Source organism: Sinorhizobium sp. NFACC03 (assembly GCF_900103435.1).
GTDB lineage: Bacteria > Pseudomonadota > Alphaproteobacteria > Rhizobiales > Rhizobiaceae > Ensifer.
Map to the genome: position 1 here is coordinate 23,792 of NZ_FMXF01000044.1, position 22,642 is coordinate 46,433.

At 58.6% G+C, this 22,642-nt stretch carries 25 protein-coding genes and 2 pseudogenes; 14 read left to right on the forward strand and 13 right to left on the reverse strand.

The window, feature by feature from the left end:
- The first annotated feature begins 4 nt into the window (after positions 1-4).
- From ugpA to BLU35_RS31735, 3 genes are read left to right on the forward strand one after another with little or no spacing between them, the layout of a single operon-like run.
- Positions 5-886: a sn-glycerol-3-phosphate ABC transporter permease UgpA gene (gene ugpA / locus BLU35_RS31725; protein ID WP_057251362.1), complete on the forward strand. Its 882-nt coding sequence runs from the start codon at positions 5-7 to the stop codon at positions 884-886.
- Between the two features lie 7 nt (positions 887-893).
- Complete coding sequence (gene ugpE / locus BLU35_RS31730; protein WP_058323802.1) at positions 894-1,742, forward strand: sn-glycerol-3-phosphate ABC transporter permease UgpE; 849 nt, start codon at positions 894-896, stop codon at positions 1,740-1,742.
- Positions 1,742-2,791 (forward strand): sn-glycerol-3-phosphate import ATP-binding protein UgpC, encoded by a 1,050-nt coding sequence (locus BLU35_RS31735; protein ID WP_093236095.1) that lies wholly within the window; start codon positions 1,742-1,744, stop codon positions 2,789-2,791. Before ugpE ends, BLU35_RS31735 begins: the two co-directional genes overlap by 1 nt.
- Positions 2,792-3,250: 459 nt before the next feature.
- On the opposite strand, the gene BLU35_RS31745 is transcribed toward BLU35_RS31735, so the two are convergent.
- The 7 genes from BLU35_RS31745 to BLU35_RS31785 all read right to left on the reverse strand — a co-directional run bounded on the left by BLU35_RS31745 (position 3,251) and on the right by BLU35_RS31785 (position 9,189).
- On the reverse strand, positions 3,251-3,496 hold the full coding sequence (locus BLU35_RS31745; RefSeq protein ID WP_093236096.1) for a DUF982 domain-containing protein: 246 nt from the start codon (positions 3,494-3,496) through the stop codon (positions 3,251-3,253).
- 24 nt (positions 3,497-3,520) lie between these two features.
- Positions 3,521-3,703 (reverse strand): hypothetical protein, encoded by a 183-nt coding sequence (locus BLU35_RS36465; protein ID WP_093236097.1) that lies wholly within the window; start codon positions 3,701-3,703, stop codon positions 3,521-3,523.
- Positions 3,704-4,790: 1,087 nt separating this feature from the next.
- On the reverse strand, positions 4,791-4,922 hold the full coding sequence (locus BLU35_RS36470; RefSeq protein WP_268753081.1) for a hypothetical protein: 132 nt from the start codon (positions 4,920-4,922) through the stop codon (positions 4,791-4,793).
- Between the two features lie 1,073 nt (positions 4,923-5,995).
- Positions 5,996-6,592, reverse strand: a complete 597-nt coding sequence (locus tag BLU35_RS35395) for a hypothetical protein (RefSeq protein ID WP_143033031.1) — start codon at positions 6,590-6,592, stop codon at positions 5,996-5,998.
- Positions 6,570-7,091: a hypothetical protein gene (locus BLU35_RS31775; protein WP_143033032.1), complete on the reverse strand. Its 522-nt coding sequence runs from the start codon at positions 7,089-7,091 to the stop codon at positions 6,570-6,572. Before BLU35_RS31775 ends, BLU35_RS35395 begins: the two co-directional genes overlap by 23 nt.
- Before the next feature lie 92 nt (positions 7,092-7,183).
- Positions 7,184-7,666: a SyrB-like regulator gene (locus tag BLU35_RS31780; RefSeq protein WP_286161692.1), complete on the reverse strand. Its 483-nt coding sequence runs from the start codon at positions 7,664-7,666 to the stop codon at positions 7,184-7,186.
- Positions 7,667-8,259: 593 nt separating this feature from the next.
- The gene (locus tag BLU35_RS31785) at positions 8,260-9,189 is read right to left on the reverse strand and encodes an adenylate/guanylate cyclase domain-containing protein (RefSeq protein ID WP_093236103.1); all 930 of its coding nucleotides are present in this window, start codon (positions 9,187-9,189) and stop codon (positions 8,260-8,262) included.
- A 289-nt stretch (positions 9,190-9,478) separates the two neighbouring features.
- On the opposite strand from BLU35_RS31785, the pseudogene BLU35_RS31795 reads away from it, so the two are divergent.
- The 3 genes and pseudogenes from BLU35_RS31795 to BLU35_RS31805 all read left to right on the forward strand — a co-directional run bounded on the left by BLU35_RS31795 (position 9,479) and on the right by BLU35_RS31805 (position 11,190).
- Positions 9,479-9,798, forward strand: a pseudogene (locus BLU35_RS31795) (helix-turn-helix domain-containing protein).
- Between the two features lie 373 nt (positions 9,799-10,171).
- On the forward strand, positions 10,172-10,687 hold the full coding sequence (locus BLU35_RS31800) for a ProQ/FINO family protein (protein WP_286161694.1): 516 nt from the start codon (positions 10,172-10,174) through the stop codon (positions 10,685-10,687).
- A 176-nt stretch (positions 10,688-10,863) separates the two neighbouring features.
- A complete protein-coding gene (locus tag BLU35_RS31805; RefSeq protein ID WP_058320649.1) occupies positions 10,864-11,190 on the forward strand; it encodes a GYD domain-containing protein in 327 nt (108 codons plus the stop codon).
- Positions 11,191-12,171: 981 nt separating this feature from the next.
- Here BLU35_RS31805 and BLU35_RS31810 read toward each other — a convergent pair.
- Positions 12,172-12,426 carry a hypothetical protein gene (locus tag BLU35_RS31810; protein ID WP_058320650.1) on the reverse strand — a complete coding sequence of 85 codons (255 nt, stop codon included), beginning with the start codon at positions 12,424-12,426 and terminating at the stop codon, positions 12,172-12,174.
- A 559-nt stretch (positions 12,427-12,985) separates the two neighbouring features.
- On the opposite strand from BLU35_RS31810, the gene BLU35_RS31815 reads away from it, so the two are divergent.
- The 4 genes from BLU35_RS31815 (at position 12,986) to BLU35_RS31830 (ending at position 15,805) form a co-directional block, all read left to right on the forward strand.
- Positions 12,986-13,246 carry a hypothetical protein gene (locus BLU35_RS31815; RefSeq protein WP_093236105.1) on the forward strand — a complete coding sequence of 87 codons (261 nt, stop codon included), beginning with the start codon at positions 12,986-12,988 and terminating at the stop codon, positions 13,244-13,246.
- A gap of 161 nt (positions 13,247-13,407) precedes the next feature.
- The gene (locus BLU35_RS36920; RefSeq protein WP_502688198.1) at positions 13,408-13,614 is read left to right on the forward strand and encodes a Y4lK-related protein; all 207 of its coding nucleotides are present in this window, start codon (positions 13,408-13,410) and stop codon (positions 13,612-13,614) included.
- A gap of 157 nt (positions 13,615-13,771) precedes the next feature.
- Positions 13,772-14,275 (forward strand): hypothetical protein, encoded by a 504-nt coding sequence (locus tag BLU35_RS35810; protein ID WP_176907523.1) that lies wholly within the window; start codon positions 13,772-13,774, stop codon positions 14,273-14,275.
- Between the two features lie 766 nt (positions 14,276-15,041).
- Positions 15,042-15,805, forward strand: a protein-coding gene (locus tag BLU35_RS31830) for an IS5 family transposase (protein ID WP_093236106.1) whose coding sequence is annotated in 2 segments (ribosomal slippage) — positions 15,042-15,357 and positions 15,357-15,805 — 765 coding nt in all. Because the reading frame shifts where the segments join, the coding sequence is not laid out codon by codon here.
- A gap of 401 nt (positions 15,806-16,206) precedes the next feature.
- Here the strand turns inward: BLU35_RS31830 and BLU35_RS36485 are convergent.
- Positions 16,207-16,710, reverse strand: a complete 504-nt coding sequence (locus BLU35_RS36485; protein WP_286161696.1) for a hypothetical protein — start codon at positions 16,708-16,710, stop codon at positions 16,207-16,209.
- A 34-nt stretch (positions 16,711-16,744) separates the two neighbouring features.
- Between BLU35_RS36485 and BLU35_RS36490 the strand changes: the two genes are divergently transcribed.
- Positions 16,745-16,801 (forward strand): hypothetical protein, encoded by a 57-nt coding sequence (locus BLU35_RS36490; protein WP_286161695.1) that lies wholly within the window; start codon positions 16,745-16,747, stop codon positions 16,799-16,801.
- A 211-nt stretch (positions 16,802-17,012) separates the two neighbouring features.
- On the opposite strand, the gene BLU35_RS36495 is transcribed toward BLU35_RS36490, so the two are convergent.
- Complete coding sequence (locus BLU35_RS36495) at positions 17,013-17,195, reverse strand: hypothetical protein (RefSeq protein ID WP_058328914.1); 183 nt, start codon at positions 17,193-17,195, stop codon at positions 17,013-17,015.
- Positions 17,196-17,709: 514 nt separating this feature from the next.
- Positions 17,710-18,477: an alpha/beta fold hydrolase gene (locus tag BLU35_RS31850; protein WP_093236116.1), complete on the reverse strand. Its 768-nt coding sequence runs from the start codon at positions 18,475-18,477 to the stop codon at positions 17,710-17,712.
- A gap of 169 nt (positions 18,478-18,646) precedes the next feature.
- Between BLU35_RS31850 and BLU35_RS31855 the strand changes: the two are divergent.
- Positions 18,647-19,081 (forward strand): annotated as a pseudogene (locus BLU35_RS31855) (MarR family winged helix-turn-helix transcriptional regulator); the annotation flags it as partial.
- A 148-nt stretch (positions 19,082-19,229) separates the two neighbouring features.
- Here BLU35_RS31855 and BLU35_RS35975 read toward each other — a convergent pair.
- Together BLU35_RS35975 and BLU35_RS31865 are read right to left on the reverse strand one after the other, a co-directional pair.
- Positions 19,230-19,604 carry a hypothetical protein gene (locus tag BLU35_RS35975; RefSeq protein WP_093236110.1) on the reverse strand — a complete coding sequence of 125 codons (375 nt, stop codon included), beginning with the start codon at positions 19,602-19,604 and terminating at the stop codon, positions 19,230-19,232.
- Positions 19,605-20,495: 891 nt separating this feature from the next.
- Positions 20,496-21,539: a sulfate/molybdate ABC transporter ATP-binding protein gene (locus BLU35_RS31865; RefSeq protein ID WP_093236111.1), complete on the reverse strand. Its 1,044-nt coding sequence runs from the start codon at positions 21,537-21,539 to the stop codon at positions 20,496-20,498.
- Positions 21,540-21,692: 153 nt separating this feature from the next.
- On the opposite strand from BLU35_RS31865, the gene tnpA reads away from it, so the two are divergent.
- Together tnpA and tnpB are read left to right on the forward strand one after the other, a co-directional pair.
- Complete coding sequence (gene tnpA / locus BLU35_RS31875) at positions 21,693-22,139, forward strand: IS66-like element accessory protein TnpA (protein ID WP_093236113.1); 447 nt, start codon at positions 21,693-21,695, stop codon at positions 22,137-22,139.
- The gene (gene tnpB, locus BLU35_RS31880) at positions 22,136-22,489 is read left to right on the forward strand and encodes an IS66 family insertion sequence element accessory protein TnpB (protein ID WP_047637286.1); all 354 of its coding nucleotides are present in this window, start codon (positions 22,136-22,138) and stop codon (positions 22,487-22,489) included. Before tnpA ends, tnpB begins: the two co-directional genes overlap by 4 nt.
- Positions 22,490-22,642 lie beyond the last annotated feature (153 nt).

The window sequence follows — 22,642 nt, forward strand, 5'->3', positions numbered from 1 at the left end:
TTTCATGCAGTCCGTCGTGTTTCCCAACAAGGTGCTGCCGTATCTTCTGCTTGCGCCTCAGATCGTCCTGACGATCGTCTTCTTCTTTTGGCCCGCAAGCCAGGCTCTCTACCAGTCGGTCCTGCGCGAGGATCCGTTCGGCCTGAAATCCGGTTTCGTCGGACTCGCCAACTTCCAGGCGATCCTGTCCAATCCGGACTACCTGCATTCGCTGAAGGTCACGGTGGTCTTCAGTCTCGCGACGGCCCTGTTGTCTATGGCTCTCGCGCTCCTGCTGGCCACCTCGGCAGACCGCGTGGTGCGGGGACGCAACATCTATCGTACGCTTCTGATCTGGCCCTATGCGGTCGCCCCCGCCGTTGCCGGCATGCTCTGGCTCTTCATGTTCAATCCGGCGATGGGAACGTTCGCCTACATTCTGCGCCGGAACGGGTTTGTTTGGGATCCGCTCCTCAATGGCAACCAGGCGATGTGGCTGGTCATCGTTGCGGCGGCCTGGAAGCAGATTAGCTACAATTTCCTGTTCTTCGTCGCCGGCCTGCAAGCGATCCCGAAATCGCTGATCGAGGCCGCCGCGATCGACGGCGCCCGCGGCAGCAAGCGGTTCTGGACTATCGTCTTTCCGCTTCTTGCGCCCACGACGTTCTTCCTGCTGGTCGTCAACACCGTCTACGCCTTCTTTGATACCTTTGGCATCATTCATGCCGTCACCGGCGGGGGACCGGCAAAGGCCACCGAAACGCTCGTCTACAAGGTTTACAACGACGGTTTCGTCAATCTGGACCTCGGCAGTTCGGCGGCCCAATCAGTGATCCTGATGATCATCGTCGTTGCGCTGACGGCCTTCCAGTTCCGCTTCGTCGAGAAGCGGGTCCATTACTCGTGAGACGCCGATGATCGAAAATCGCCCTATTTCCACCCTGATCAGCCACCTGGTGCTCGTGATCGGGATCCTCATCGTTGCGCTTCCGATCTACTACACGTTCGTCGCGTCGACGCATACGTCGATCGAGATCGTGCGCCCGCCGATGTCGCTCGCGATCGGCGACCATCTGGTGGAAAATTACAAGGAAGCAGTCGGTGGCGGCGTCGAGCGCGTCGTCGGCGTCAGCCTCGAACGGCTGCTTTTCAACTCGACGGTCGTGGCGATCGCAATCGCGGTCGGCAAGATCGTGATTTCCTTTCTCTCCGCCTTCGCGATCGTCTTTTTCCGCTTTCCGCTGAAGATGCTGTTCTTCTGGATGATTTTCATCACGCTGATGCTTCCGGTCGAGGTGCGCATCCTGCCGACCTACAAGGTGATCGTGGACCTAGGCCTGATCGACACCTATGCGGGCCTGACGCTGCCGCTGATGGCTTCGGCGACGGCGACCTTCCTCTTTCGCCAGTTCTTCCTGACGATACCGGGAGAACTGGTGGAAGCCGCGCGCATCGACAATGCCGGGCCGTTTCGCTTTATGCGAGACATCCTGCTGCCACTCTCTGCAACGAACATCGCCGCGCTCTTCGTCATCCTCTTCATCTACGGCTGGACCCAGTACCTCTGGCCCCTGCTCGTCACCAACGACGCCAAGATGAATACGATCATCATTGGGCTCAGGCGGATGATCGACTTCACCGACGCCTCGACCCCCTGGAACTATGTCATGGTGACCGCGATCCTGGCGATCATCCCCCCTATCCTCGTCGTGGTGCTAATGCAGCGCTGGTTCGTCAAAGGTCTTGTGGAGACAGAAAAGTAATGGCTGAGATTACCCTCAAAGACGTCCGCAAGACCTATGGCACGGTGGAAGCGATCAAGGGCGTCTCGCTCGACATCACGGATGGCGAATTTGTCGTGCTGGTCGGTCCGTCGGGCTGCGGCAAGTCCACGCTCCTGCGCATGATCGCCGGGCTCGAAAGCATCACCGGCGGCGATATCCTCATCGGCACGCGCCGGGTCAACGATGTGGAACCGGCCGAACGCGATATTGCCATGGTCTTCCAGAACTATGCGCTCTACCCGCACATGAGCGTACGCCAGAACCTCGCCTACGGGCTGAAGAACCGCAATACGCCGGCCGCTGAGATCGACCGGCGGATAGCGACCGCCGCCAGGACGTTGGAGATCGAACCCTACCTGGACCGCAAGCCGCGCCAGCTTTCGGGCGGCCAGCGCCAGCGCGTCGCGATGGGGCGGGCCATTGTCCGGCAACCGGCCGCCTTCCTCTTCGACGAACCGCTCTCCAATCTGGACGCAAAGCTGCGCGGACAGATGCGTATAGAGATCAAGCGGCTGCAGCGGTCGCTCGGAACGACGAGCGTGTATGTCACGCACGATCAGATGGAAGCGATGACGCTCGCCGATCGGCTGGTCGTCGTGAATGCCGGCCGGATTGAACAAGTCGGTACACCGCTGGAGCTCTACGAGAAACCCGCGACAACGTTCGTCGCCACTTTTATAGGCTCGCCCTCGATGAATCTCTTGCAAGGCAAGGACATGTCGGCGGGGTGGTCGCTATCCCCGGATGTGGTGCGCCCGAATGCCGACTATACGCTCGGCATCCGCCCCGAGGATCTTTCCCCGATACTCGCCGATTCACCCGGTTCGCCATTCGTGGCCACGGTCCGGATCGACGGTATCGAACTAGTCGGGGCCGAGAGCCTCCTGCATGGTCGGCTCAAAAACGGCAGCGAATTGATCTTCCGAGTTTCCGGGCGAGCGCGCAACGAGATCGGCGACGAGGTGAAAGTTGGGGCCGGTGCGGAAGCTCTCCATATGTTCAGTGCAAACGGCCACCGACATGGATAAGTCGTCTCGCAGATTGCAATCGAGCCTGACCACCGCCCCCGATCATCTCGCTCGCTTGGTCGGGCGAAAATCCCGGCCCGACATTCTGCGACTATCGAAAGCGCAATGCTGAAACATCAACTGCTCATCTGGGCCCCTTGATAGGAAATTCGACGCGGTATCCGCACTCTTGCAACTCGGCTTGCCGCACGAAGCTCCGCCGGCGTAATTCGCCTTGTCCGGATGATGGAGGCAGCGTGAGCGAGATAGACGACCTCCTTCGCGAAGAAATTGCCGAACTCGATGCCCAGATCCTCCGCATCAAGAACAGCATGAACAGGGCCGATAGAAGCTGCAGAAGCTCGCAGTGATCACCCGCCTTCGTGACCGGTATAATCGGTCTCTGGGTGCCCTCGAAAAGCGCGGGGCGGCAGCATAAGACCGATCAAGTTCCCCGGTCCCGGCGAAAGCCGCATGAAGTCAATGCAGCTTTGTAACCCTAGCCTCGGCAATGGCCTCCATGAACGCATCTCGCGCTTGCTCCCACGGGTAGGTGCCAAGCATGGCATCCGTGCATTTGTTCAGGGCGTCCAAATAAGCGACGCCATAGTCGACAGGCCAACTCTCGCTAAGCAGCGTAGCTGCCTTGGCGGGAGTCCACACTATTTGAACTCCGTCGAGTCCCGGAAGCTGGATGATCACGCATTCTTTCCAAGTTTCGATCATCGGCGCCTCCGTTTCCTTACTGAATTAACCGCGGCATGCAACCTTCGTTAGCTTCGGTGGCTTGTCATTCTCATCCGGGTTCGGATTGGGAACCTCGTCCGGAAGGACGTCGGGCTCTGGTTCCTCGATGGGGGGCTGCGGCACGTCCGGCGGCATTCCTGGCGGAAATTCGGGATCGGGGGGCCTCGGGATCGGTTCAGTAGGCATCGTTCTCGGCTCCTGTTTAGGAGGTCAACCAATACCGGACTGTGTTTGTTCCCAGATTTGATCGACGTGGCCGCGTGATTAATCTCCATCTCCCATACCCGTCGTCAGGCTGGGAACAGAGAGGCCCCGAGCGCAGCCTCTTACTCACGATCAGCACTTTATGGGGATACTCGATCGCCGCTCGACCTACCCTTGATCATTCACGGCAGAACCGCGGGAGCTTTGACGAGTATTCCCTTCCTCTTCGCGAAGGAGCGGAGTGCGCCGCGCGCCACCCGAACCGGCTTGCGTCGATCATTTGCCAGGTAACACGTCTTTAGGCACCCGCTATTCCGTATTAAACAGGAGCTCATGAAGGCGTGCCACGGCTTCTGGCGCTCTTCAGATAGGTTCGTGCCGACTGGGTCAGCGCGACCACCCAAGGACCGCTGCCTATGCGCAGGGTGGTCGCGACCCTAAAAAGCTCTATTGAGCAGGCGTCGTAGTTGAAGGTTGCGTCGTAGACGGCTGAGTAGTCGACGGTGTCGTCGTTGACGGCTCCGTAGTGGACGGTGTGGTCGTCGACGGTTGGGTGGTTGACGGCTCAGCAGTCGTTGGAGTGGTTGTCGACGGTTGAGATGTCGTCGGCTCAGTCGTGGTCGCCGGCGGTGTCGCAGTTTCCGTAGCCGTCTCCTTCTTCGGCATTAGAAGGACGACGAGGATGATGACCACCACGGCAAGAATTATTCCAATGACGGTATTACGGCTCATGCTTGGCTCCTCTTGGATGCATCCGACTCGCGAATTGTATCACGGCAACCAGAACCGGAGATGAACAGGTCAATCGGGCGAGGGCGAAGTCCGCGCCGAAAGCGATCGCTTCGGCCTTTTTGCTGGGCGTTTAATCTTCCGAAAGTTGCTCTGCCGTAGCTGCGACCTCGGAGTTGCCGAACGTGCCGTCGACGTACTTGAAAACAAGTATGCTCATGATTGAGGCGACTATTGCAATCACGACCATACGCATGTGGCTGACGGGTGGTCGTTGCGATCTACGGCAACACCCTCGACGTCTCGTTGTTCCGTCGTGGGACCGGGAATGTGAGAGGCTCTAGTAGCCAGGAACGATTGCCGGCGCCTCCGGTGGTGCCGGCTCCACTTCCGGTCGGAGCGCCAGAATGCTTAATACCAGGGCGACGAGGATGCAGATGAGTACGAGGAAGGCGATGCCGGCTTTGTCCATGTCCTACCTCAGCCCTTGAATGTGGGCATTACGAGGCACCGGCGCGAAGTACGGCGACCGCGATCCCTTGTGGCAGGAGATCCCCACCTGCTTGCGGTCGATCGACCGATACGTTGAAATTGCATCCGAAACCGAGCTCCTGCAATGATCTCCGCCATCCCCAAATGGGGACAGCTCTTAAAATGGGGGAGCCTCCTCCGAAAGGGTGGAGGTACCCTGGGGCTGCGTGCGGCTACTAGAGGTGAATGCAGCCGCTTATCCCATGCTACCTCAGCGGTCAGCCTACAACTCATCCATTCTGGGTAAAAAAAGGCCCCGCTGAAGCGGGACCTGAGGTGAACCAGCGACCGGCTTTCGCGAGCCGGTCGAGAATTGCGCGCATTGACGACCTCGGTGGGCCCCACATCTAACGGGGACACTAAAAGCAGGCGGGGCCCAGAGGCGCCTCGATCGGGTCGAGGATCGAGACCTATCCAAACCTAGGGCGGCGCAAAAGGTTCCGCCATGGGACCTCAGTCCCAGACCGCAAGCGCAAAGGTCGTAGCTTCGTTGTCGCACCCTACCGTCGCATTAGTTTTCTTCTTAGCCCAAGCAGCACAGCCCTTAACTGCCTTGGGCGAGCAACGGCGCCGGAGCGCCCCCTTGCAGTCAGCAGGGAGCAGCTTTGATGTCGTTGCTCAATTGAAGGATTGAGGATTTGCGAATGTACGAACGACACACCTACGGAACGCCAGAGAGGAAGTTTACGACGGCCCTCCCAATCGGAGTAATGCTTCTATCAATGGCGGTAATCGCTGCTTACCTGCTGATCGGGGGCGCTTTGAGCGACGGCGGCCGTCCGATCGCCACTGTCCTTCCGAAGCTCTCCGTGGCCACTTCGCTATAGCAGCCGGTCCGGCAAAGCCCCTGGGCGGGGTGGCGTCCCCATCCACCTACCCCGCAGCTTAAGCGTCTGGAACATCAAAGAGCGGTCGGTTGTGCATACCACGACACTTTCACATCCCCTCCGCTCTCTATGGGAGAGGTTCTGGCGGGAAGAGATGATGACCTTCGAAGCGAAGATCATCAATGGCTCAGTTTGTTCCGAACCGTTCAAGCATCTTTCGCAACTGGACGTTCTCTTGTTGAAGCCGCTGCGCGAGCAGCCCTTTCAGCCGACGGTTCTCTACCTCGAGCACGGCAAGCTCGTCGTAAAGTACTTCGGGAGCAGCGGTAGTAGTCCTGCTACCAAGGGGACGACCACGGCGCGTTGGCCCTTGGCGCTTCGGCTTATTTTCTGGTGGAATCGTCTTCGTGCGGTTTGCTTCCATCGGCGAGAGGAAAGCAGGACCGGAAACATCCTCGGCGCGAATGTTCTCTTCTGTCGGGGCCGCCGGATCTGAGGTCAGTTCAACGGCGTCGGTCCCAGCGCTCTCGTTCGGGCAAACCTCCGCACTTTGCCCCGGAGAAGGCTCGTCGGGGCGCTGAGCCGGTTCGAACAGTTGCGGCGCTTCGGTCTCCGCCTGGCGCACGAGGGCTTTCAGGTCCGTATCGCCCCAGATGGAAGATGGATTGGTCGTCGTCCGCCGCCGGGCCGATTTGACTTCAACGATAAACTTGCGCTGCTGCCGTTTCATAGGGATCCAACGTTGAAGGCGCGCCATCAGCTTACGACGCGTCAAAGCGCTCAAGCATTTTCTTGAGCTGCATGTTCTGCAACAGCAACTTCTCTGCCAGCCGGCGTCTAAGTTGCCTGATGTCCTCGTCCAGTGCGGTCATCTCATCGACGAATGTCATCGGCGGCTGAGGAGCACTGGAGTCGCCATCTCCATACTCGACGGCATCGGCCACGGCAACATCGCTGGCGCTCGTTTTCCGGCTGCGCCTTTGCTTTTTCATCGGCGGTGGTCGCGGTGGTCCGGCGGGTTCCGGAAGCGCCATGTGATCATCGTCACTTGACCGGTCGACCGTTGGGGTCGGCGCCCGTTCACCGCCGACAGTCGCGGCGTCGAGATTGCCTGCAACCTCGTTCGGGGCTTCCACTATTGGATCGTCAACTTCGCCGACCGGTTCCTCGGTCGCGATTTCACGCGGACTTTCCGGCTCCTTGGCCGTTCGCCGCAAAGACGCCAGTTGGACCAAATATTTCCATGGTGATTTCATATGTGCCGCCACCTTGAGCAATGGCACCGGAATCCTCCGCTGCAGCTCTCGACGAACGGCAGCGAGAATGTGATGAGGAGGGCCGATCGCTTAAATCCAATTCAGCCCCTCACCGATGATCAGGCAAGACCCAGTCGCTTGCGCAGATCGGCGTTCTCAGCTCGGAGTTTTTCGGCCAGCGCCTTGCGGAGCCGAGCGTTCTCTTCTTCAAGCTGACGAAGATCAGCAATGTCGTCGAGGACTGGGACCGGAGCCGGCGTTTCGATCGTTTGCTTTGCCCCACGGGTTTTTCCGGTGCCCTTGGCGACCTTCTTTCCCCTGGTTTTGGCAACGGCCGGCGCCTCTGCCGACCTGTCTGCGCGCTTCCTGCGTCCTCTCACGGGCTGGGCAGCAACTGCCTCCGGTGTTTCAGCAGTTGCGTCCGAAACGACATTTTTCGGCCGCGGTCCTCGGCGCTTCCTTGGCGGCGCTGCTTCCGCCGGTGGCGCCGTCTCTGTGATCTCGGTATTGCTCTCGTCTGCCATGAGTGTTTTCCCTCTCGAACTGATAATCTTTTCCAATGAGCAGCGAGCAGAGTCAACAATCACACCTAGCGAGGTCATCCCTGCTTTTAGCGTGAAGCCGTCGCCAGCAGCGGGAAAGCGTACCAGGTACCGGCCGCGAATGCGGCCAGGGGCGGTCCGCGCTGCACCGCTAGCAACCCATTTTTTGCGGCAACGTACCGGAATCGGGGAAGCAGACCGTCCCTCCCTCGAGCTTGGCGGTTAGCGTACATGAGCAATTTATGTTGGATTGCGATCCCTGCCCGCGCCCAGTGAACCATCTGGCTGCGCTATTCGCCGCGCCTACAAGAGGGGCCTTTCTTCCGGCACATTGGATTAGCAAGCCAAACGTACACAGTGACCCGTAATCTGTGGTATGACTTCCTGCGCCTCCCGACCGCGCGCGGCCGCCATTCTCAGCTTGCTTATTGCAATGCATTGCACTCCTTGAGCGCCGGATCGCCCTAGCGATACGGCAGACGTGTCGAAAGGAGGCCGAAAGCAATGCCAATGAGTAGGAAAAGAGCCCCTTGAGAAACCATCTCAGAGGAGAAGTCCTCAAACACCTGGCCCTCCCGTCGCTTTCGGGACTTCGACTGCGCAAGCGTCTGAATTGTCCCGGTTTGGCGTTCGCGAAGTCGTCGCGAGGATCGTTAGGCGTTTGATTTCGCTCGAATGTCTGCCAGCAATATATTCGCGAGATCGACGAACTGGCCCTGCGGAAACTTTGACAAATACGCTTCAATCATCTCGACGTTACCGGTGTCTCGAACGGTTTCCCAGAATGAAACCTCGATACCAGGGTCGGCGTCGCCAGCCCCCCTTTGGGCAACGCGTGCGGCTGCCAGTTCGGCGAACTGACCCGCCGGGAACCGCTTCAGGTAAAGGAGATACTCAGCCGGGTCGTCGCTCTCCTGTACCGCCTCCCAAAAGGCCAACTCGACTCGACGCACCTCGTCGCTTTTGTCGTCTACTGAGAAGGGCTCTTCGGCAGACGAGGATAGCTCGGGGGTGTCGACGGACGATAGCTCCACATTCAGGCTTGGTTCGGCCTGCGGGTCGAACAGGACGCGGAAGACCCGGAGCGGGCGCGCAATGTTCTTGACCTGGTGCTCACCCAAATCCTCGAAGGTGGTATCCACGCGATCGCGCAGATGATCTCGTACCCCTCTTGTCACGCAGATGCCGCCGGCATCAGCGAGGCCTTCGAGCCGGGCGGCGATATTGACGCCATCGCCGAAGATATCGCCGTCTTTCACCAGAACGTCGCCGATATTGATCCCGATGCGGAAGTTCATCTTCCGGTCGTCGGCAAGCGCCTGGTTGGCACGCCACATCGCCTGCTGAATGGCGATTGCGCAGTTGAAGGCATGGACGATCGATGGAAATTCCGCCAACACGCTGTCGCCGGCGGTCCCGAAAATCTGACCATGGGCGCTTTCGATAAGACCGTCGACAATAGTGCGATGCGACGTCAAAGTCGCAAGCGTCTGCTCTTCGTCGGCATTCATTAAGCGGGAATAACCTTCGATATCGGCCGCAAGGATCGCTGCAAGCTTTCTTTCAAGTGGTGGCGCCTCCATGTGAACGGTCCAATCCAACGCCTTCGTTTCCACTGTGCAGTCGAACCATCAACCGATGGGAATGCAGCTTTGTTCCCTTCCGCAGGCGCTGGGAGCCGGCTATGTTAGGCATGAACCCGATCCGAATGACACGCGCCGCCAGACGCTCGCGCTTACCGCCAAGGCCGACGAAGTGCTGTGGCGATCGAGCACCATTCACCAGACCGAAATCCGTGACATGGCCCCGCGCCAACCCGTCGCGGAGAGCTCGATACCGAAATCGGGGTCGGCGGCCTATTGGAGATTTACAATGGTGACTAAGCGCAAGTTCGAGAGCGATGCCTTCGAAGCGATCCACACCGCCGTCGAAGGTATGTATGCTGCAGGCACCATCAAGGAGACGATGCGGACCTTCGATGAGGCCTGCCTGTTTCGTCCGGCAAGAGCTGACCCCAGGCGAGATCAAGACGCTGCGCGAAAACAATCCCGTTAGCCAGCCGGTCTCGGCGCGCTACCTCAATACCAACGAGTCGACCGTACAAAAATGGGATACCGGCGCGAAGCGGCCGAGCGGACCCGCAATGAGCTGCTCTCGATCGTTCGGAAACAGGTCTTGAGACGCTGTCCTAGAAGGATACTGCCGCGGAAGGCTCAGCGCGCACAGTTGCAGTCGATAGCGGAGCTTGTCGCCCGCACGGTCGGCAAAACGGATGTCAACTACACAATCCGCTCCTGAAGCAAGGGCGCTACGTCGAGTGCGGAACATATCGCGGCACACGACCTCATCAATGCCAACGATTATGCGGCTTTCGAACTCCCAGATGATCCTTCTGTGGCAATGTCAATCGCCCCTCCCTCGTCTCCAAAATCCGCTATTTCGTAGATAAGGAGTTCGACGGTACGTTCTCGCCACGACATAGCCCGCTCGCAGTGCCTGCGTGCTGGCGTTCACGCTATGGGTGCAGATGTCATTGGTTCGTGGTGCCGAATGGCATATCCTGGAATGGACATTCCTGGATTGGCACGGACTGCGATGCGTCAGAAGTCACCGACGACAAAATCTCCGCGAGATAACTCCAGCCCGGTTCTCGCCCGTGAACGAGAGGTCGCCAAGACCGAGGCCATCAATGCTCTTCTCACTCGGCCGATTGCAGTTCTTCCAGCCAAGATTGGCGACCCGATCCGACCCTTTGCACTCGGGCTCTGGGAAGAAATCCGCCCTCTCCTGAAACCGGAATTCAGCGTCATGGCTCTGCGCAAGGCGATGGCAATCTATGTGCATTCGCGGAGCTATCAGAGGGCGGTCGCGCGACCCGGATCCGTCCGCCACGACATCAATGGTACACCGGTCGGTCCTGTATCGGACGCCGACAGGTTGGATGCAAACCAGAAGTACGAGGGTTTCAAGGCGAGCGATGGATCACGCAATCCAAAGTCGGCACCTCCCCTCCCCACCCCGGCGTCAAAGTCGGACGTGATCCGCGCTGGCATCCTCAAGCGGAAGGACACCCCGCGCTAGGACGCGGCCAATGTCGACCCCCCTGTGGACCCGTCTTGCCTTCTCTGGGGCTTCCCGCCGCAACCGCAGAAACTGCGAAGTTGAAACCGTTGACTACGACAAGTCCGCACATTGGATGACTCGCGTTTTCCTCGCCTTGAGCGTTAACTGTGTTGTTCTGGCGGAGGAGGCAAATCATGGCCATTTATCTCACGCGCTTCAGCTACACGCCCGAAACGTGGGCGCGAATGATCGAAAACCCCGAGGATCGCCGAGAGGCGGCACGCACTTACATTGAATCCGTTGGCGGAAAGCTCCATGGGTTCTGGTACGCCTTTGGCGAGCATGATGGTTGGAATCTGTGGGAGGCGCCTGATAATATATCGATGGCGGCAGTCGCTCTTGCTATTGGCGCAGGAGGCGCGCTCAGTTCTATTGAGACCACCGTTCTCCTCAGTGTCGACGATACGATCGAAGCCTTGGAAAAGGCAAAGTCAATTCGGTATCGTCCACCGGGAGCCTAGGGGCGACCCACTGCTTGTCATCACTGAGGAGGGTGGATAGCGACCGGCTCTGTGGCAGGGTGAGGTTGCTTAACCACAAACACCCTACCTTGGAGGCAAGCATGCCTGTTGAAGCTCACCAATCCCAAGGGCCGGCCGCTATCCGGACTGATCTTGGCGCAATCTTCGTCTCGGTTGCCTCTTACAATGCCACCGGCATAAGGATCCGCCGATCTCGCTCGACAAGCTGATTAGTGAACTTCCCAAGGTCAGCGGTCCGCTCGTCTCGGCGCACGACAGCGTGCCGTGCCGTCACGATTGAGAGGCTTCCTCGCCATTTGGGTTTGGCACCGGCGCCTCTCTCGTGTCCCGCGGCGGATGTATCCGTTCATCGGACTTGGGCGTCGAGTCCCGAGGTTCGGGACGGCGGGCGGGCCATGGTTTGGAAGCGCCCTTCTTGGGCGGAGGAATAATTTTCTCAGTCATAAGCTCGTTGCTCGCGCTTTCACTGCAAAAACGAATAGACATAAGTAAAGTTCCGCTCGAATTGAACCTCTCAGCCTTGAAGGGCGTCGACGCAGTGGCTCTGCTACGGGCCTCGATCAACCGCCCTGACATTCGTTTGATCCTGGAAAACGCCGGCATAGCTTTCAGCGATGGCGACTACGCGGGTAGTAGCGAGCCTGGCGTGCGACTGACCAAATGCCCCCGGCGCGAAATTCATCGCCACCTTTTGAGCAGCGCGCGTTAGGAGGATTCATCGAGATCGGCGATTTGGCCGGAAAAAACGTCCCCGCTAAAGCAGGACCGGTAGCCCAATGACCTCGATAGGCCCCCTAACGCGGACACTGATGGGGCCCAGAGGCGCCTCGATCGAGTCGAGGAACGAGAGTATAACCTGGGGCGGCGGAAAAGGATCCACCATCGGACTTCCGTCCCACACGGCCGCGCAAAGGCCCCAGAGTTGCCTGCGCGGCCATTCTTTAGGGCTGCCTCAACCCGTCACATTGGGTCATTTCCCTTCATTGCGTTCGACATATGCGTCTTGCATTTGTCGTTGTCGTTTGAGGCAAGTGCTTCCTTCGCCATCGCCAATTCCTTATTGGCGTAGTCCTTCTTCATCTCGTCTGTCATAGCCTTGACGTCAGTTTCGAGCTTCGACATGTTCGCTTGATCACACACGATATCGGACAAGGCAAAGGCAGAAGGCCCAGCAAGCGCGAGTAACACTGTCGCCGTCAGTAATGTCCTCAGCATCGTTACTTCCTCTTTGACGCGTTGAATGTCGGGCCCAACCATCGAGCGAAAGTGACGTTCCTCGGGGCGAGAACATATCATCGTGATCTGACCTGCCGCCGGTCTCCTTCCTGCTACGTCCGATGTGGCCGACACCGTCGAAGCCCAGCCAATCGCAGACGGTAGGTGGATCGTTGGCGTTCGGTGCGACGCCGTTGGCAGCGAGGTTGATGGGGGTCGATCTTGCTTTCAAATGTGGCCTCGCAGGACACGGAAACAAGTGGTTGACGCAGAGTTTCCCGCCGCTCTCGGCCGTGATAGTTAATTCCTTCGGATTCCGGATAGCCACTTCGGGTTAAAAAGCTACTCTGTGACCACCCATTTGCTGTAACGACCTAAGTCCCAGCCGGTCCGCCAATGGTCTGAGGTCAATTGTCGCGCATTTCGATTACGGCGTATTCTGATTTCAGCCAGGGCGTCTTCGCTTCAGCGCCAAGGTCTAATAACCGGCTCCAGAGCCGCCCGTTCGTCCGGGCCGCTGTGGGCCACTGAAAATTAACGAGGCCGCCTGGGTGAAGCAATGAAGCAGGTAACCCTACCGATAATCGCCCCTCCAACCCGCCAAACCAAATACGAGCAGAGCAGCGATGAATGCCAAGAAGCCCTCAGAGAGGCGTTCGGGGTGTTCGTCGACTATTGTACGGCAACGGGCTGGTCTGATGATGACGTCGCCATAGCGTTGATCCAAATCGCTGACGAGCACCTCTGCTCTCTTGCTATCTTGGCTGACTTCTCCGCTGTTGTGGAACGGACCACAGGATCTGACCTGGCAAAATTCTAGCAAGCCCCAGTCCCAATCAACTCCGCGCTCCAGCGTCCATCCCACACGTGGCCCATGCCCCGAAATCACCGAGCGCCTGATGAGCGAGGACGAAATTCCTGCATTCGTCGGACGTGATCGAGGCTGGGTGTGACACCAGCGCTGTGGGACACGATAAGTATGTGAATGGCGATGACGACGAACAGGACGTCGCGATCGAAGAGCTCAACTGCATTGGAGAGAAGTACGGCAACCGCAATCCACTGAAACTGGAGATTGACGCCCATTTGCGGTCGATCGGCAGGTTTGTAGATACCACTTGGTCGAAAACGCGACACTCGCGCGTACTCGAGCAGCCCCGCCGTCGACGAACTGGCGCGCCACAATAACGACCGCTCCGATCCGTTATGAGCGACCTCAATCACCCTTTTTGGCTATCTTGTCGGATTGATTAGCCGATATTATTTTTTCTTCACACTCGATTTTCGAACTACGGGGCTCCGGCGGAGGGGAACCTCGCGCCCCCCCTGGGAAAGGAGGCCGCGCATGCATTCCCTGCCTAGATCGATGGCGCTTCTCCCTCACGAAATGAACGAGATCGATCGGATCTTCCAAGACATCCTGCGCGAACGCGGGCTGTCGCGAGATTGTGAGACGGCAGAAGTGATCGCAAGACGCATTCTCAGTTGTTACCAGAGAGGCATCCGAGAGAGCGGCGCCCTGAAATACATGACCGGTTTCGACAAAAGATCGGTGGCGCCAGCGAAAGCTGAAGCGCTCATCCATGGTAATCCGGAAGTCTCGATGCAGGAGATCGCAGGAGAGCCATCCGTCCAGATAAGTCCGGACGATGTTGATTTGCTTCAACGAACATTCGATCGGGTGTGCATCTGGTGCAGCATTCCACGCTACGGAAAGCGCGCTCAAATGTTGGCCCGGAATATCATCGAGCAATTCCGCAACGGGGTGAGCGATGAGGCTGCGCTGTTCGAGAGCGCCATGTGGCAGGAGCAGCACTCCGACGTTGCTCAGTATCGGCCGGACGCATAGGGAACATTCCGCATCGGTGACCGTTCTTTGCTTTGCCGATGATCCACGACGCCGGATGATCGACCGGGATCCGAGGAGCAGCCTATGTCCACGGAGCCTGCCAGGTACACGCTTGCTTGGCCCCGTCGTCGCCTTTCGGGGCCATTCTTTTTGGCTCGCTCCCTGCCGGCAGGAACCTTTCCGCCATATCCGCGTTTCTCGCGTGTCTTGGTCCCGACCCCCCACTCGGGATCACATGGCAGGCTTCACCAAATCCCCGGAGTGAAGTCCGAAGGTAGCCTCTGGCCTCGTCACCCCGACGGGGCCATTTCTTTTAAGGAACCAATCCGAGAACACGCGCGTCGTTAGGCTCGTTAATGATCCAAAATCCCTCCGGATCAAGGTAGAGCTCCATCGACGTTCGGGCGGAGGTGGGGCTCTTCTATTGCAACTTGCGGGAACACATCCCAGCGGCGCTCCGAATAACTACAACTTCTGAAATATGCGCGAACGGTTGTGAAACGCCGCGGCACGAAAGAGGTCGACGCAGCTCGCCCTACCAAGTGGATGAGGAACATAGGCGAACGCCCAGCTGAGGTCCTGCGGGGTGGGTCACTACAACTCATCCATGCTGGGTAAGGTCGAGAACTGCGAGCATCAGTGACCTCGGTAGGCCCCACCTCTAGAGGGGACACTGATGGCAGGTGGGCCCTAGGCCGTAAACTCATAAAATTGCTTGGTGTTTTTCGCGTGTCGTGATTCAAGGCTTCCGGATAAGGGAGCCTCTATGACGCGTCGCCGCTACGAACTTACCGATCACGAATGGTCGATCCTGTCACCACTGTTGCCCAACAAACCCCGCGGCGTTCCTCGGGTCGATGACCGGCGGGTGCTGAATGGCATCCTTTGGCGGTTCCGGACTGGTTCACCTTGGGCGGAAATCCCGGAGCGCTACGGTCCGCCGACCACCTGCTACAACCGCTTCGTCCGTTGGCGGAAGGCCGGTGTCTGGGACAAGCTTCTTGAGGCGGTTTCCGAGGCTTACGATGGCGATATCGTCATGATCGACTCGACCTGTGTCCGCGTTCACCAGCATGCGGCCACGGGAAAAAAGGGGATGGAGACGATGGAGGCATGGGACGTTCCCGCGGCGGGCTTACAAGCAAAATCCACGCGCTCGTCGACGCGGAAGGGCGTCCCGTTACCCTCCGTCTGACCGGCGGCCAAGTCGCCGACTGCACCGAGGCTGACGCGCTGACGGACGAGCTCGACGAGGGAAATATCCTGCTGGCCGACAAGGGCTATGATACCAACGCCATTCGGGCCAAGGCTGCCGAACGAAAGGCTTGGGCCAACATCCCGCCGAAGACAAACCGCAAGGGCACCTTCGTCTTCTCGCAGTGGGTTTACCGGCAGCGCAACCTCGTAGAGCGTTTCTTCAATAGGATCAAACAGTTCCGTGGCATCGCAACCCGATACGACAAGCGCCCCGAAAACTACCTCGCCGCTGTAAAACTCGTCGCCACGAGAATTTGGTGTCAAAGTTTATGAGTCGACGGCCTAGAGGCGTCTCGATCACGGGGACCCTGCTTCCCGCGCTACGCTCCACTGCACGGTGGTGGTAGCTGGTCGCCTCGAATCTTCGACGACTGCGGTTTGCCGGCGGAACCGGAAGGCACTAAAAGCCAGCGCACGCTGTGCAGTCAGGGCCGGCGCTATACCGCACAGTGTTTGACGAAAACCCGCGTGCCCGCTTTGAAACCACCGGTGGCTAGGACACCTATGATGGAGACAACGATCGAGAGTCGCGGGATTCCGGTATTCATCCGGTATTCATCGGATGTCCTCCCAACGGAATGCATTTTCCGCTTGTAACTCAGACACGAACCTCGCCGGTATTATTCCGTGGTTTTAGGATCCGCGAGGTTCGCGCCCTGCGCGGCCAATCCACCCTACCCTTGCGGAGCAAGGCTCGTTCTGATGCCAGCCGCTGCAAAGCGGGTGAGCTGAATCTGGGTTGCATCCTCGGTGTAAAGGACGTGAACCGCGCGGCCGCTCGCCGTGAGCTTTTCAGCTTCCTTGAAGGCGTCTTCAAAACTGACAGGTATTGCATCGCTGGGCGTAGAGGGATCGTTGTGTTCCAACACGTAGAACGTGGCGTTTCGGATGTCTGTCATCGGCGCGCTCCTTTCGCGAAACAATAGCTGGCGAGCGCGATAGTTCCGGATCATAGGAGATTTGGCGGTCGCTGCATCATCGATGGCAGACCAAAACAGGCTCAGTCCGGTGATACGGCAGGGCGGCAAGGAACCGGCAGACACGCCGGCTACCGAAACATCCGCCGCCACGGCTGCGCCGTCGATATTCGCATCGTCCGCGTCGGAATCCGCCGAGCCACAACAGGGGGCACATCCAGCGCCGGAGGCGGTTCGGTCGGATGAGGACATCTTCGACAAGATCGAACGCCTCGCGGCACTTCATGCGAAAGGCATTCTCACGGATCAGGAATTCGAGGCCACGAAGTCGGAGTTGCTCAGCCGACTATAGTATCCGATGAACGGGGCTTGCCACGGAGGTCAATGGAAGGCTTTCCATCGAGCCGCGCCGGGCGATGACGACCGTCAATGAACTGCAACCGGGTCAAGGCCTCGCCGACCAAAGTCCCGATTGTGGTAGGGAATAAGGATCACGACAGTCCCTACCAAAGAAATGAGCCGTTCCACCTTACCGCACCCCCTGCCCTTCTTCGATGGCAGGCTTATGAGGCGAAGGCCAGAACGATTGCGATAACGAGGAGCAAGGGGCCCATCCACTTGAAGTGGCGGGCCAACGGCAGTTGGTTTGCCGGGTTTCTTGACAAAGTCACATACCCAAAGCCCACAGACGTCATCCACAGGCCGGCGCAAAACATGATGAATTCGTCAATATAGTCTGCGACCATGACTCTCCTGCTTTCTTCGAGGCATTGCCATCAGTCCTCCTCAACCTCGCCAGTGTCTTCGCAGTGGCAATGCGCATATCCCTCACGTCGGCGGCGCACCGTCGCTTTGGGGATTGTCGGGCTACTCGAGAGGCTTCACTCGGGTGATACCCCAAAGGCCGTCACCATAATGCCGATCATACCAACAAGAACGAGACCATTAGCAAATTATAGAAGGTCATGGATATAGTTCGCTCTTGCCTTACGAAAGCACATATGTGCTCCACTCGGTGTTGCAAGCGGATAGTACTGTCCGGATTGCGGCGCCAGAACCCGCTTAGGCGCTTGCTTGAAGGTAGGGACCGCACCTCAGCTGCCGGGCGAAATGAAAATGCAGAAAGCTGGGAAGCATGCTGACAACCAAGCAAGCGAGCAAGGTTGACGCCCAGAAACAGGCGTAGCCGCAGTCCGTGCTCTACGCCAAAGCCGCCACCCTTCCGGGGGACGGCCTTTGATCACCAGCAATTCACAAAGATTACTGTGCAGCCTCTTCTATGAGGTCCGCGACGGCTTGGGACTGCGACACCATCACAACATGGGATGCACCTTTGATCACGACAGTGTGCTTTGAGCCTGCCCGTTCGGCCATGAAGCCGAGTGCCTTCGCTGGGATGTTCTTGTCGCCGTCCCCATAGATGAAGTAGGAGGGCAGCGTCTTCCAGGCCGGCAAACCGGACTTTTCCGTCAAGGCAGCTTCGGTGATCGGGCGCTGGCCGGCGGCCATCAATGCCGCATCCTCAATTGAAACGTCGTGGGCGAACTGGTCGTGAAACCTCGCCTGGTCGATGGAAAGATCGACGCCGCCATCTACCAGCTTGACCGGAGCGGCGAGCGCTTGGCCAAGTGTTCCGCCCGCGAACTTACCGGCGAGATCGGCAGCTGCTTCCCCTGCTTCCGGAGCGAACGCTGCCACATAGACCAGCGACTTGACATTGTCCTTGCCATTGGCAGCGGTCGAGATCACCTGGCCTCCGTAGGAATGCCCGACCAGGACGACGGATCCTTTGATGCTCGAGATGATGTCTGAAACATAGGCCGCATCACCGGCGACACTGCGCAGGGGATTGGCGGCGGCAACGACCGTGTAACCGTCCTTCTGAAGGATCTTCGTCACACCATTCCAGCTCGACGAGTCGGCGAAAGCGCCGTGGACGAGAATGACTGTGGGCTTTGCGGGCTGGGCAATTGCACTGCCGGACAGGAGAGCGGCGGCAAAGGCAACGGTGGCGGCGAGTTTGAACATGACGATATCCTTCATGGCTCGGGATCTAGGTTCAGGCGTGAGTGGTTATCTAATGTGTGCGATTTGATTGTGCACAATACATATGTTTCCGACATGACCATGTCAACCGCTTGCAAACAGATCGTGTGCGAATTATTTGTGCGGAAAGGAGATCGCCATGACGAAGCCAGACGACCATCGCGGTGTCGCCGGAATGCTCTGCTTTTCCCTCTATTCCGCGAGCCACGCATTCACCCAACTTTACCGGCCATTACTGGACAAGCTGGGCCTGACGTACCCGCAGTACCTGGTCATGGTGTCGCTCTCGAACCGCGACGGCCAGAACGTCAAGGAGCTAGGTAACAATCTCTTCCTTGATTCCAGCACGCTTACGCCGTTGCTCAAGCGCCTGAACGTTGCCGGGTTAATCACGAGAACGCGCAACCCCCAGGACGAGCGCGAGGTGCTTCTGCACCTGACGGAGAAAGGCCGCGCCCTGCAGGGTCAGGCCGATGATGTCATGCATTGCATCGGCGATGCGGTTGCGCTGGAAGCGGACGCTCTCGATACCCTCCGCGCCACAATCGACGGTCTACGCAACAGGCTTCAGGCAGAGGCGAGATAGTTCGAAACCTCTCGTTCTCCAGGTATTTTGAAGGTCTCGCGATAGCGAGCCGGTGGCGGCCCACCTCGTACCAAACAGCGGCGTGCTCACCAACGTTCCGGTCGCTTCGTGGGCACTGCAGGCAGAATTCGCCGCCTTGAAGGGATTCTCACCCGCTTCCCTGATCTTTGTTAACTAAGCGAGTGAGGTTATTTAACAAAATAGCTGTTTCGTTTATTAAAATCGAAGAGACCGGGGGCGGCTTTGCACCGAGCTCGTGGTCATGGACCAACCGAACCGATTGCGTTGCGGTCCGCTTCGACAACACCGCGCCGAGCTCTTCATCGATGGCAGGCGGCTCGCGGAGCAGCGGAGCAAGGCCATCCTGCGTGATCTCGTAGACGACCACGAAGGTCAGCGCCTCAATCGTTCCGCGCCGCGCGACGCAACACCGCTCGTTGTGGGCCCATCGGCCACGGTGGCTATCAAGCCTTGAGAGATCGAACTGCCGGGCTGGTGCAGCTATCGGATGAGCGTAACCCAATTAAACCTGCTCGGGCTCAGGCCGCCGCCAGGCCTCCAAATTCAAGATTTCAATGAGATGTGCCCACCTCGATGAGCTTGCCCTCCATCGTGAAACGCTGCGCACTGGGCCACTTACTGCGGCTGGTTTTGCCGGAAGAGGAAACCCGGACTGGAAGCAATGGAGCGCGACGCTGCTGCGGCCGGCCCGCGGGCTCGCGTCGGACAATCGGGATCTCGGCCGAGCAGTTCGAAACCATGTGGACGGAAGCGGAGAAGCTCTAGTTGCCTGCCGCCGTCGACAGCCAGATACGCATCCGCCCAACAATAGCAGCGCGCATCCTGGCCAGCTTGGCAACCCTGCGAGCCAGTCAAAAAACCGACCACGGGCGGCGATTTGCTCAGCGGGAAGTTCTCGCTTCTGGTCGAGGTTGCGTAGAGCGATTTCAGCGAAGGGAATTCTGGTCAGCCAAAATAGCCCTGCTATCAGAACGACCGCACCAAAAGTATCCATCGCCTCTTCCCGTCTAGATCGCTCGCGTGACCACCTCGGTCGCTACTGACACCAGCAAAGCCGCCAGCGCGACGGCCGTTCCATATCGCGCGATTTTCATGCGGTGCCCGCGTGCGCCATTCCAGTCGTAGCCCATCATGCTCCCCCAGCCGGCGTCATACCGTGCGGGAATGGTGGCCTGTTTTTCTAACCAAGAGGTAAATGCACATGGCTGTCCCGTCGCCTAGGCGTCGTTGCCTACCATCCCCACCCACGACCATGAGGCGAGGTTTCAAATGTCTATTCATATGCGAGATATCGGCGTTTATTACGCCCAGGCTTCGATTTCGCCCCGATATCATTGCTCGCCCGCGTTACCCACGCGGGCGCCCAGGCTCCACCGGTCGGCCGCGACCGCTCTTATTCACTGCAGAACAACCTCCACTTGGTGGGCCTGAAGGCGATTCGGCTTCTGTGTGCAAAAGACGCGCGCTCCGGCGGCAGCTCGATTTCGACTGCCGCATGCGTATTGCCCAGATCTAGCTCGAGATGGCGCGTACCGGCAACCCGCCGGCTCCCGATGATGAAGCCTTCAAGGCTGCTCCGAGAGCCATCGACGAGTTCTATGTCGTGCGGGCGGAAATACAGCAAAGCCTCACCATCGCCTTCGGTTGCAGCACGCAGCCCTGTGGGCAGATCTTCGAACCGGATTTCGCCGTTTGAAAGCATGACCTTTAAGCAATTCGACTGGCCGATGAACCCGTAGACGAAAGTAGAGATTGGCTGATCATAGATTTCGTCCGGCGTACCGGATTGCTCGATCGTACCTTTGTTCAGCACCACCACGCGATCAGCCAGTTCGAGCGCTTCCTCCTGGTCGTGGGTGACAAATACAGTCGTGTATCCGGTGCGATCATGGATCTCACGCAGCCACTGGCGCAATTCCTTGCGCACTTGAGCGTCAAGCGCACCGAAGGGCTCGTCTAGCAACAACACGGTCGGTTTAACTGCCATGGCCCGGGCAAGCGCCACGCGCTGGCGTTGACCGCCGGAGAGCTGAGCGGGGTAGCGGTTTTCAAATCCTGACAGCTGTACGAGCTCGAGTAACTCGAGTGCCATCTTGTGAATCTCTGCCGGTGGTGGCCGCCGATTGGAGCGGCGAACCTTTAGACCGAAAGCCACGTTCTCGAGTACGGTCATATGCCGAAAGAGGGCGTAGTGCTGAAAGACGAAGCCGATATTTCTTTCCTGCACCGTCTTCATCGACGCGTCCTCGGCATCGAAGAAGATCGTGCCATCGGTCGGGCTATCGAGGCCGGCAATCAACCGAAGCAACGTCGTCTTTCCGGAGCCGGAGGGGCCAAGCAAAGCGATCAGCTCACCAGAGTGGATGTCAAGAGAAACGTCGGCGAGCGCAGGGATGCGGTCAAATTCTTTGCGTAGGCCTTGGATTCGTACTTCCATATACCCAGGTCCAAGTGAGTGCCATCCATTGCATCATTTGAACGCGCCAGCACAGAGTTGGTTCGTAAGCGCCGTCTCTGCCCCATTGGATTGGCTGTATTTTGAGGCTTGCTGGATGTGCGAGAAGGTTTCCAGGACTATCTGGAGATTTGCATGGCAGATGATGGATTTGTTGGGCGCTACGAAGTTGTCGAGCCGCGCCGCGGAAACCGGCGTTGGCCAGATGATGTGAAGGCGCGGATCGTGGCGGAAAGCCTTGAGCCTGGTGTTCGTGTTGTTGATGTCGCGCGCCGTCATGACGTTGTTCCGCACCAGCTTTCCTTGTGGCGCCGGCAAGTGCGCGCGGGCATTCTGGCGCTGCCTTTTGAGTCTATGCCGGGCCTGTCGGAGAGCGGCGATGCCGAGCCTGCATTTGTGCCTTTGGCGATTGCGGCAGAGCCGAGCGAGGCGGTGAATGTTTTGGCGCCGCCGAAACTGCGGGAGGCGGCTTCGTCAGTCTTGACGCTCACGATCGGCCCGGACGTTGTGATGCGGGTTCCCGGCGATGTGCCGGTTGAACGTGTGGCCGCTCTGGTGCGCGCCCTGCGAGGGACGTCATGATCGTCGCGGGCCAACGACTGCCGATCCTGATTGCAACACGGCCGGTGGACTTCCGCTGTGGGCATCAGGCGCTGGCTCTGATGGTGCAGACCGAGTTGAAGCTCGACCCGCATTCCGGGGTGACGGTGATCTTCCGGTCGAAGCGCGGTGATCGTCTGAAAATCCTGGTATGGGATGGCACCGGAATGGTTCTAACCTACAAAATTCTTGAACATGGAAGCTTTGCCTGGCCCAAGGTGCAGGATGGGACGATGCGTCTTTCCAGGGGGCAATACGAAGCGTTATTCGAGGGGCTCGACTGGCGACGGGTCATGGCGCAACGGGTGATCGCGCCGTCGGCGGCAGGGTGAATATCCGGCTGTCTTTGCATTGTTTTGTTTGGATTTTTTGTGCTGCCTTGCTATAAGATCGCATGTCGTCGCCCCTTGATCTCAGCCTGTTTCCGGACCTTCCGCCAGAGGTGGTGAAGGCGTTTGCGGCGATGCAGTTCGAACTGTCGGTCG

What these genes read in the sequence shown, in the direction of transcription:
- BLU35_RS36470 (WP_268753081.1), bottom strand. Translation starts at nt 4,922, where the DNA reads ATGGACAAAGCCGGCATCGCCTTCCTCGTACTCATCTGCATCCTCGTC.
- tnpB (WP_047637286.1), top strand. Translation starts at nt 22,136, where the DNA reads ATGATCGTCGCGGGCCAACGACTGCCGATCCTGATTGCAACACGGCCG.
- BLU35_RS31865 (WP_093236111.1), bottom strand. Translation starts at nt 21,539, where the DNA reads ATGGAAGTACGAATCCAAGGCCTACGCAAAGAATTTGACCGCATCCCT.
- BLU35_RS31800 (WP_286161694.1), top strand. Translation starts at nt 10,172, where the DNA reads ATGGACATTCCTGGATTGGCACGGACTGCGATGCGTCAGAAGTCACCG.
- BLU35_RS31850 (WP_093236116.1), bottom strand. Translation starts at nt 18,477, where the DNA reads ATGTTCAAACTCGCCGCCACCGTTGCCTTTGCCGCCGCTCTCCTGTCC.
- BLU35_RS31785 (WP_093236103.1), bottom strand. Translation starts at nt 9,189, where the DNA reads ATGGAGGCGCCACCACTTGAAAGAAAGCTTGCAGCGATCCTTGCGGCC.
- ugpA (WP_057251362.1), top strand. Translation starts at nt 5, where the DNA reads ATGCAGTCCGTCGTGTTTCCCAACAAGGTGCTGCCGTATCTTCTGCTT.
- BLU35_RS31815 (WP_093236105.1), top strand. Translation starts at nt 12,986, where the DNA reads ATGAAGCAGGTAACCCTACCGATAATCGCCCCTCCAACCCGCCAAACC.
- BLU35_RS31780 (WP_286161692.1), bottom strand. Translation starts at nt 7,666, where the DNA reads ATGACCTCGCTAGGTGTGATTGTTGACTCTGCTCGCTGCTCATTGGAA.
- BLU35_RS31745 (WP_093236096.1), bottom strand. Translation starts at nt 3,496, where the DNA reads ATGATCGAAACTTGGAAAGAATGCGTGATCATCCAGCTTCCGGGACTC.
- tnpA (WP_093236113.1), top strand. Translation starts at nt 21,693, where the DNA reads ATGGCAGATGATGGATTTGTTGGGCGCTACGAAGTTGTCGAGCCGCGC.
- BLU35_RS35810 (WP_176907523.1), top strand. Translation starts at nt 13,772, where the DNA reads ATGCATTCCCTGCCTAGATCGATGGCGCTTCTCCCTCACGAAATGAAC.
- ugpE (WP_058323802.1), top strand. Translation starts at nt 894, where the DNA reads ATGATCGAAAATCGCCCTATTTCCACCCTGATCAGCCACCTGGTGCTC.
- BLU35_RS31805 (WP_058320649.1), top strand. Translation starts at nt 10,864, where the DNA reads ATGGCCATTTATCTCACGCGCTTCAGCTACACGCCCGAAACGTGGGCG.
- BLU35_RS31810 (WP_058320650.1), bottom strand. Translation starts at nt 12,426, where the DNA reads ATGCTGAGGACATTACTGACGGCGACAGTGTTACTCGCGCTTGCTGGG.
- BLU35_RS36495 (WP_058328914.1), bottom strand. Translation starts at nt 17,195, where the DNA reads ATGGTCGCAGACTATATTGACGAATTCATCATGTTTTGCGCCGGCCTG.
- BLU35_RS31735 (WP_093236095.1), top strand. Translation starts at nt 1,742, where the DNA reads ATGGCTGAGATTACCCTCAAAGACGTCCGCAAGACCTATGGCACGGTG.
- BLU35_RS36465 (WP_093236097.1), bottom strand. Translation starts at nt 3,703, where the DNA reads ATGCCTACTGAACCGATCCCGAGGCCCCCCGATCCCGAATTTCCGCCA.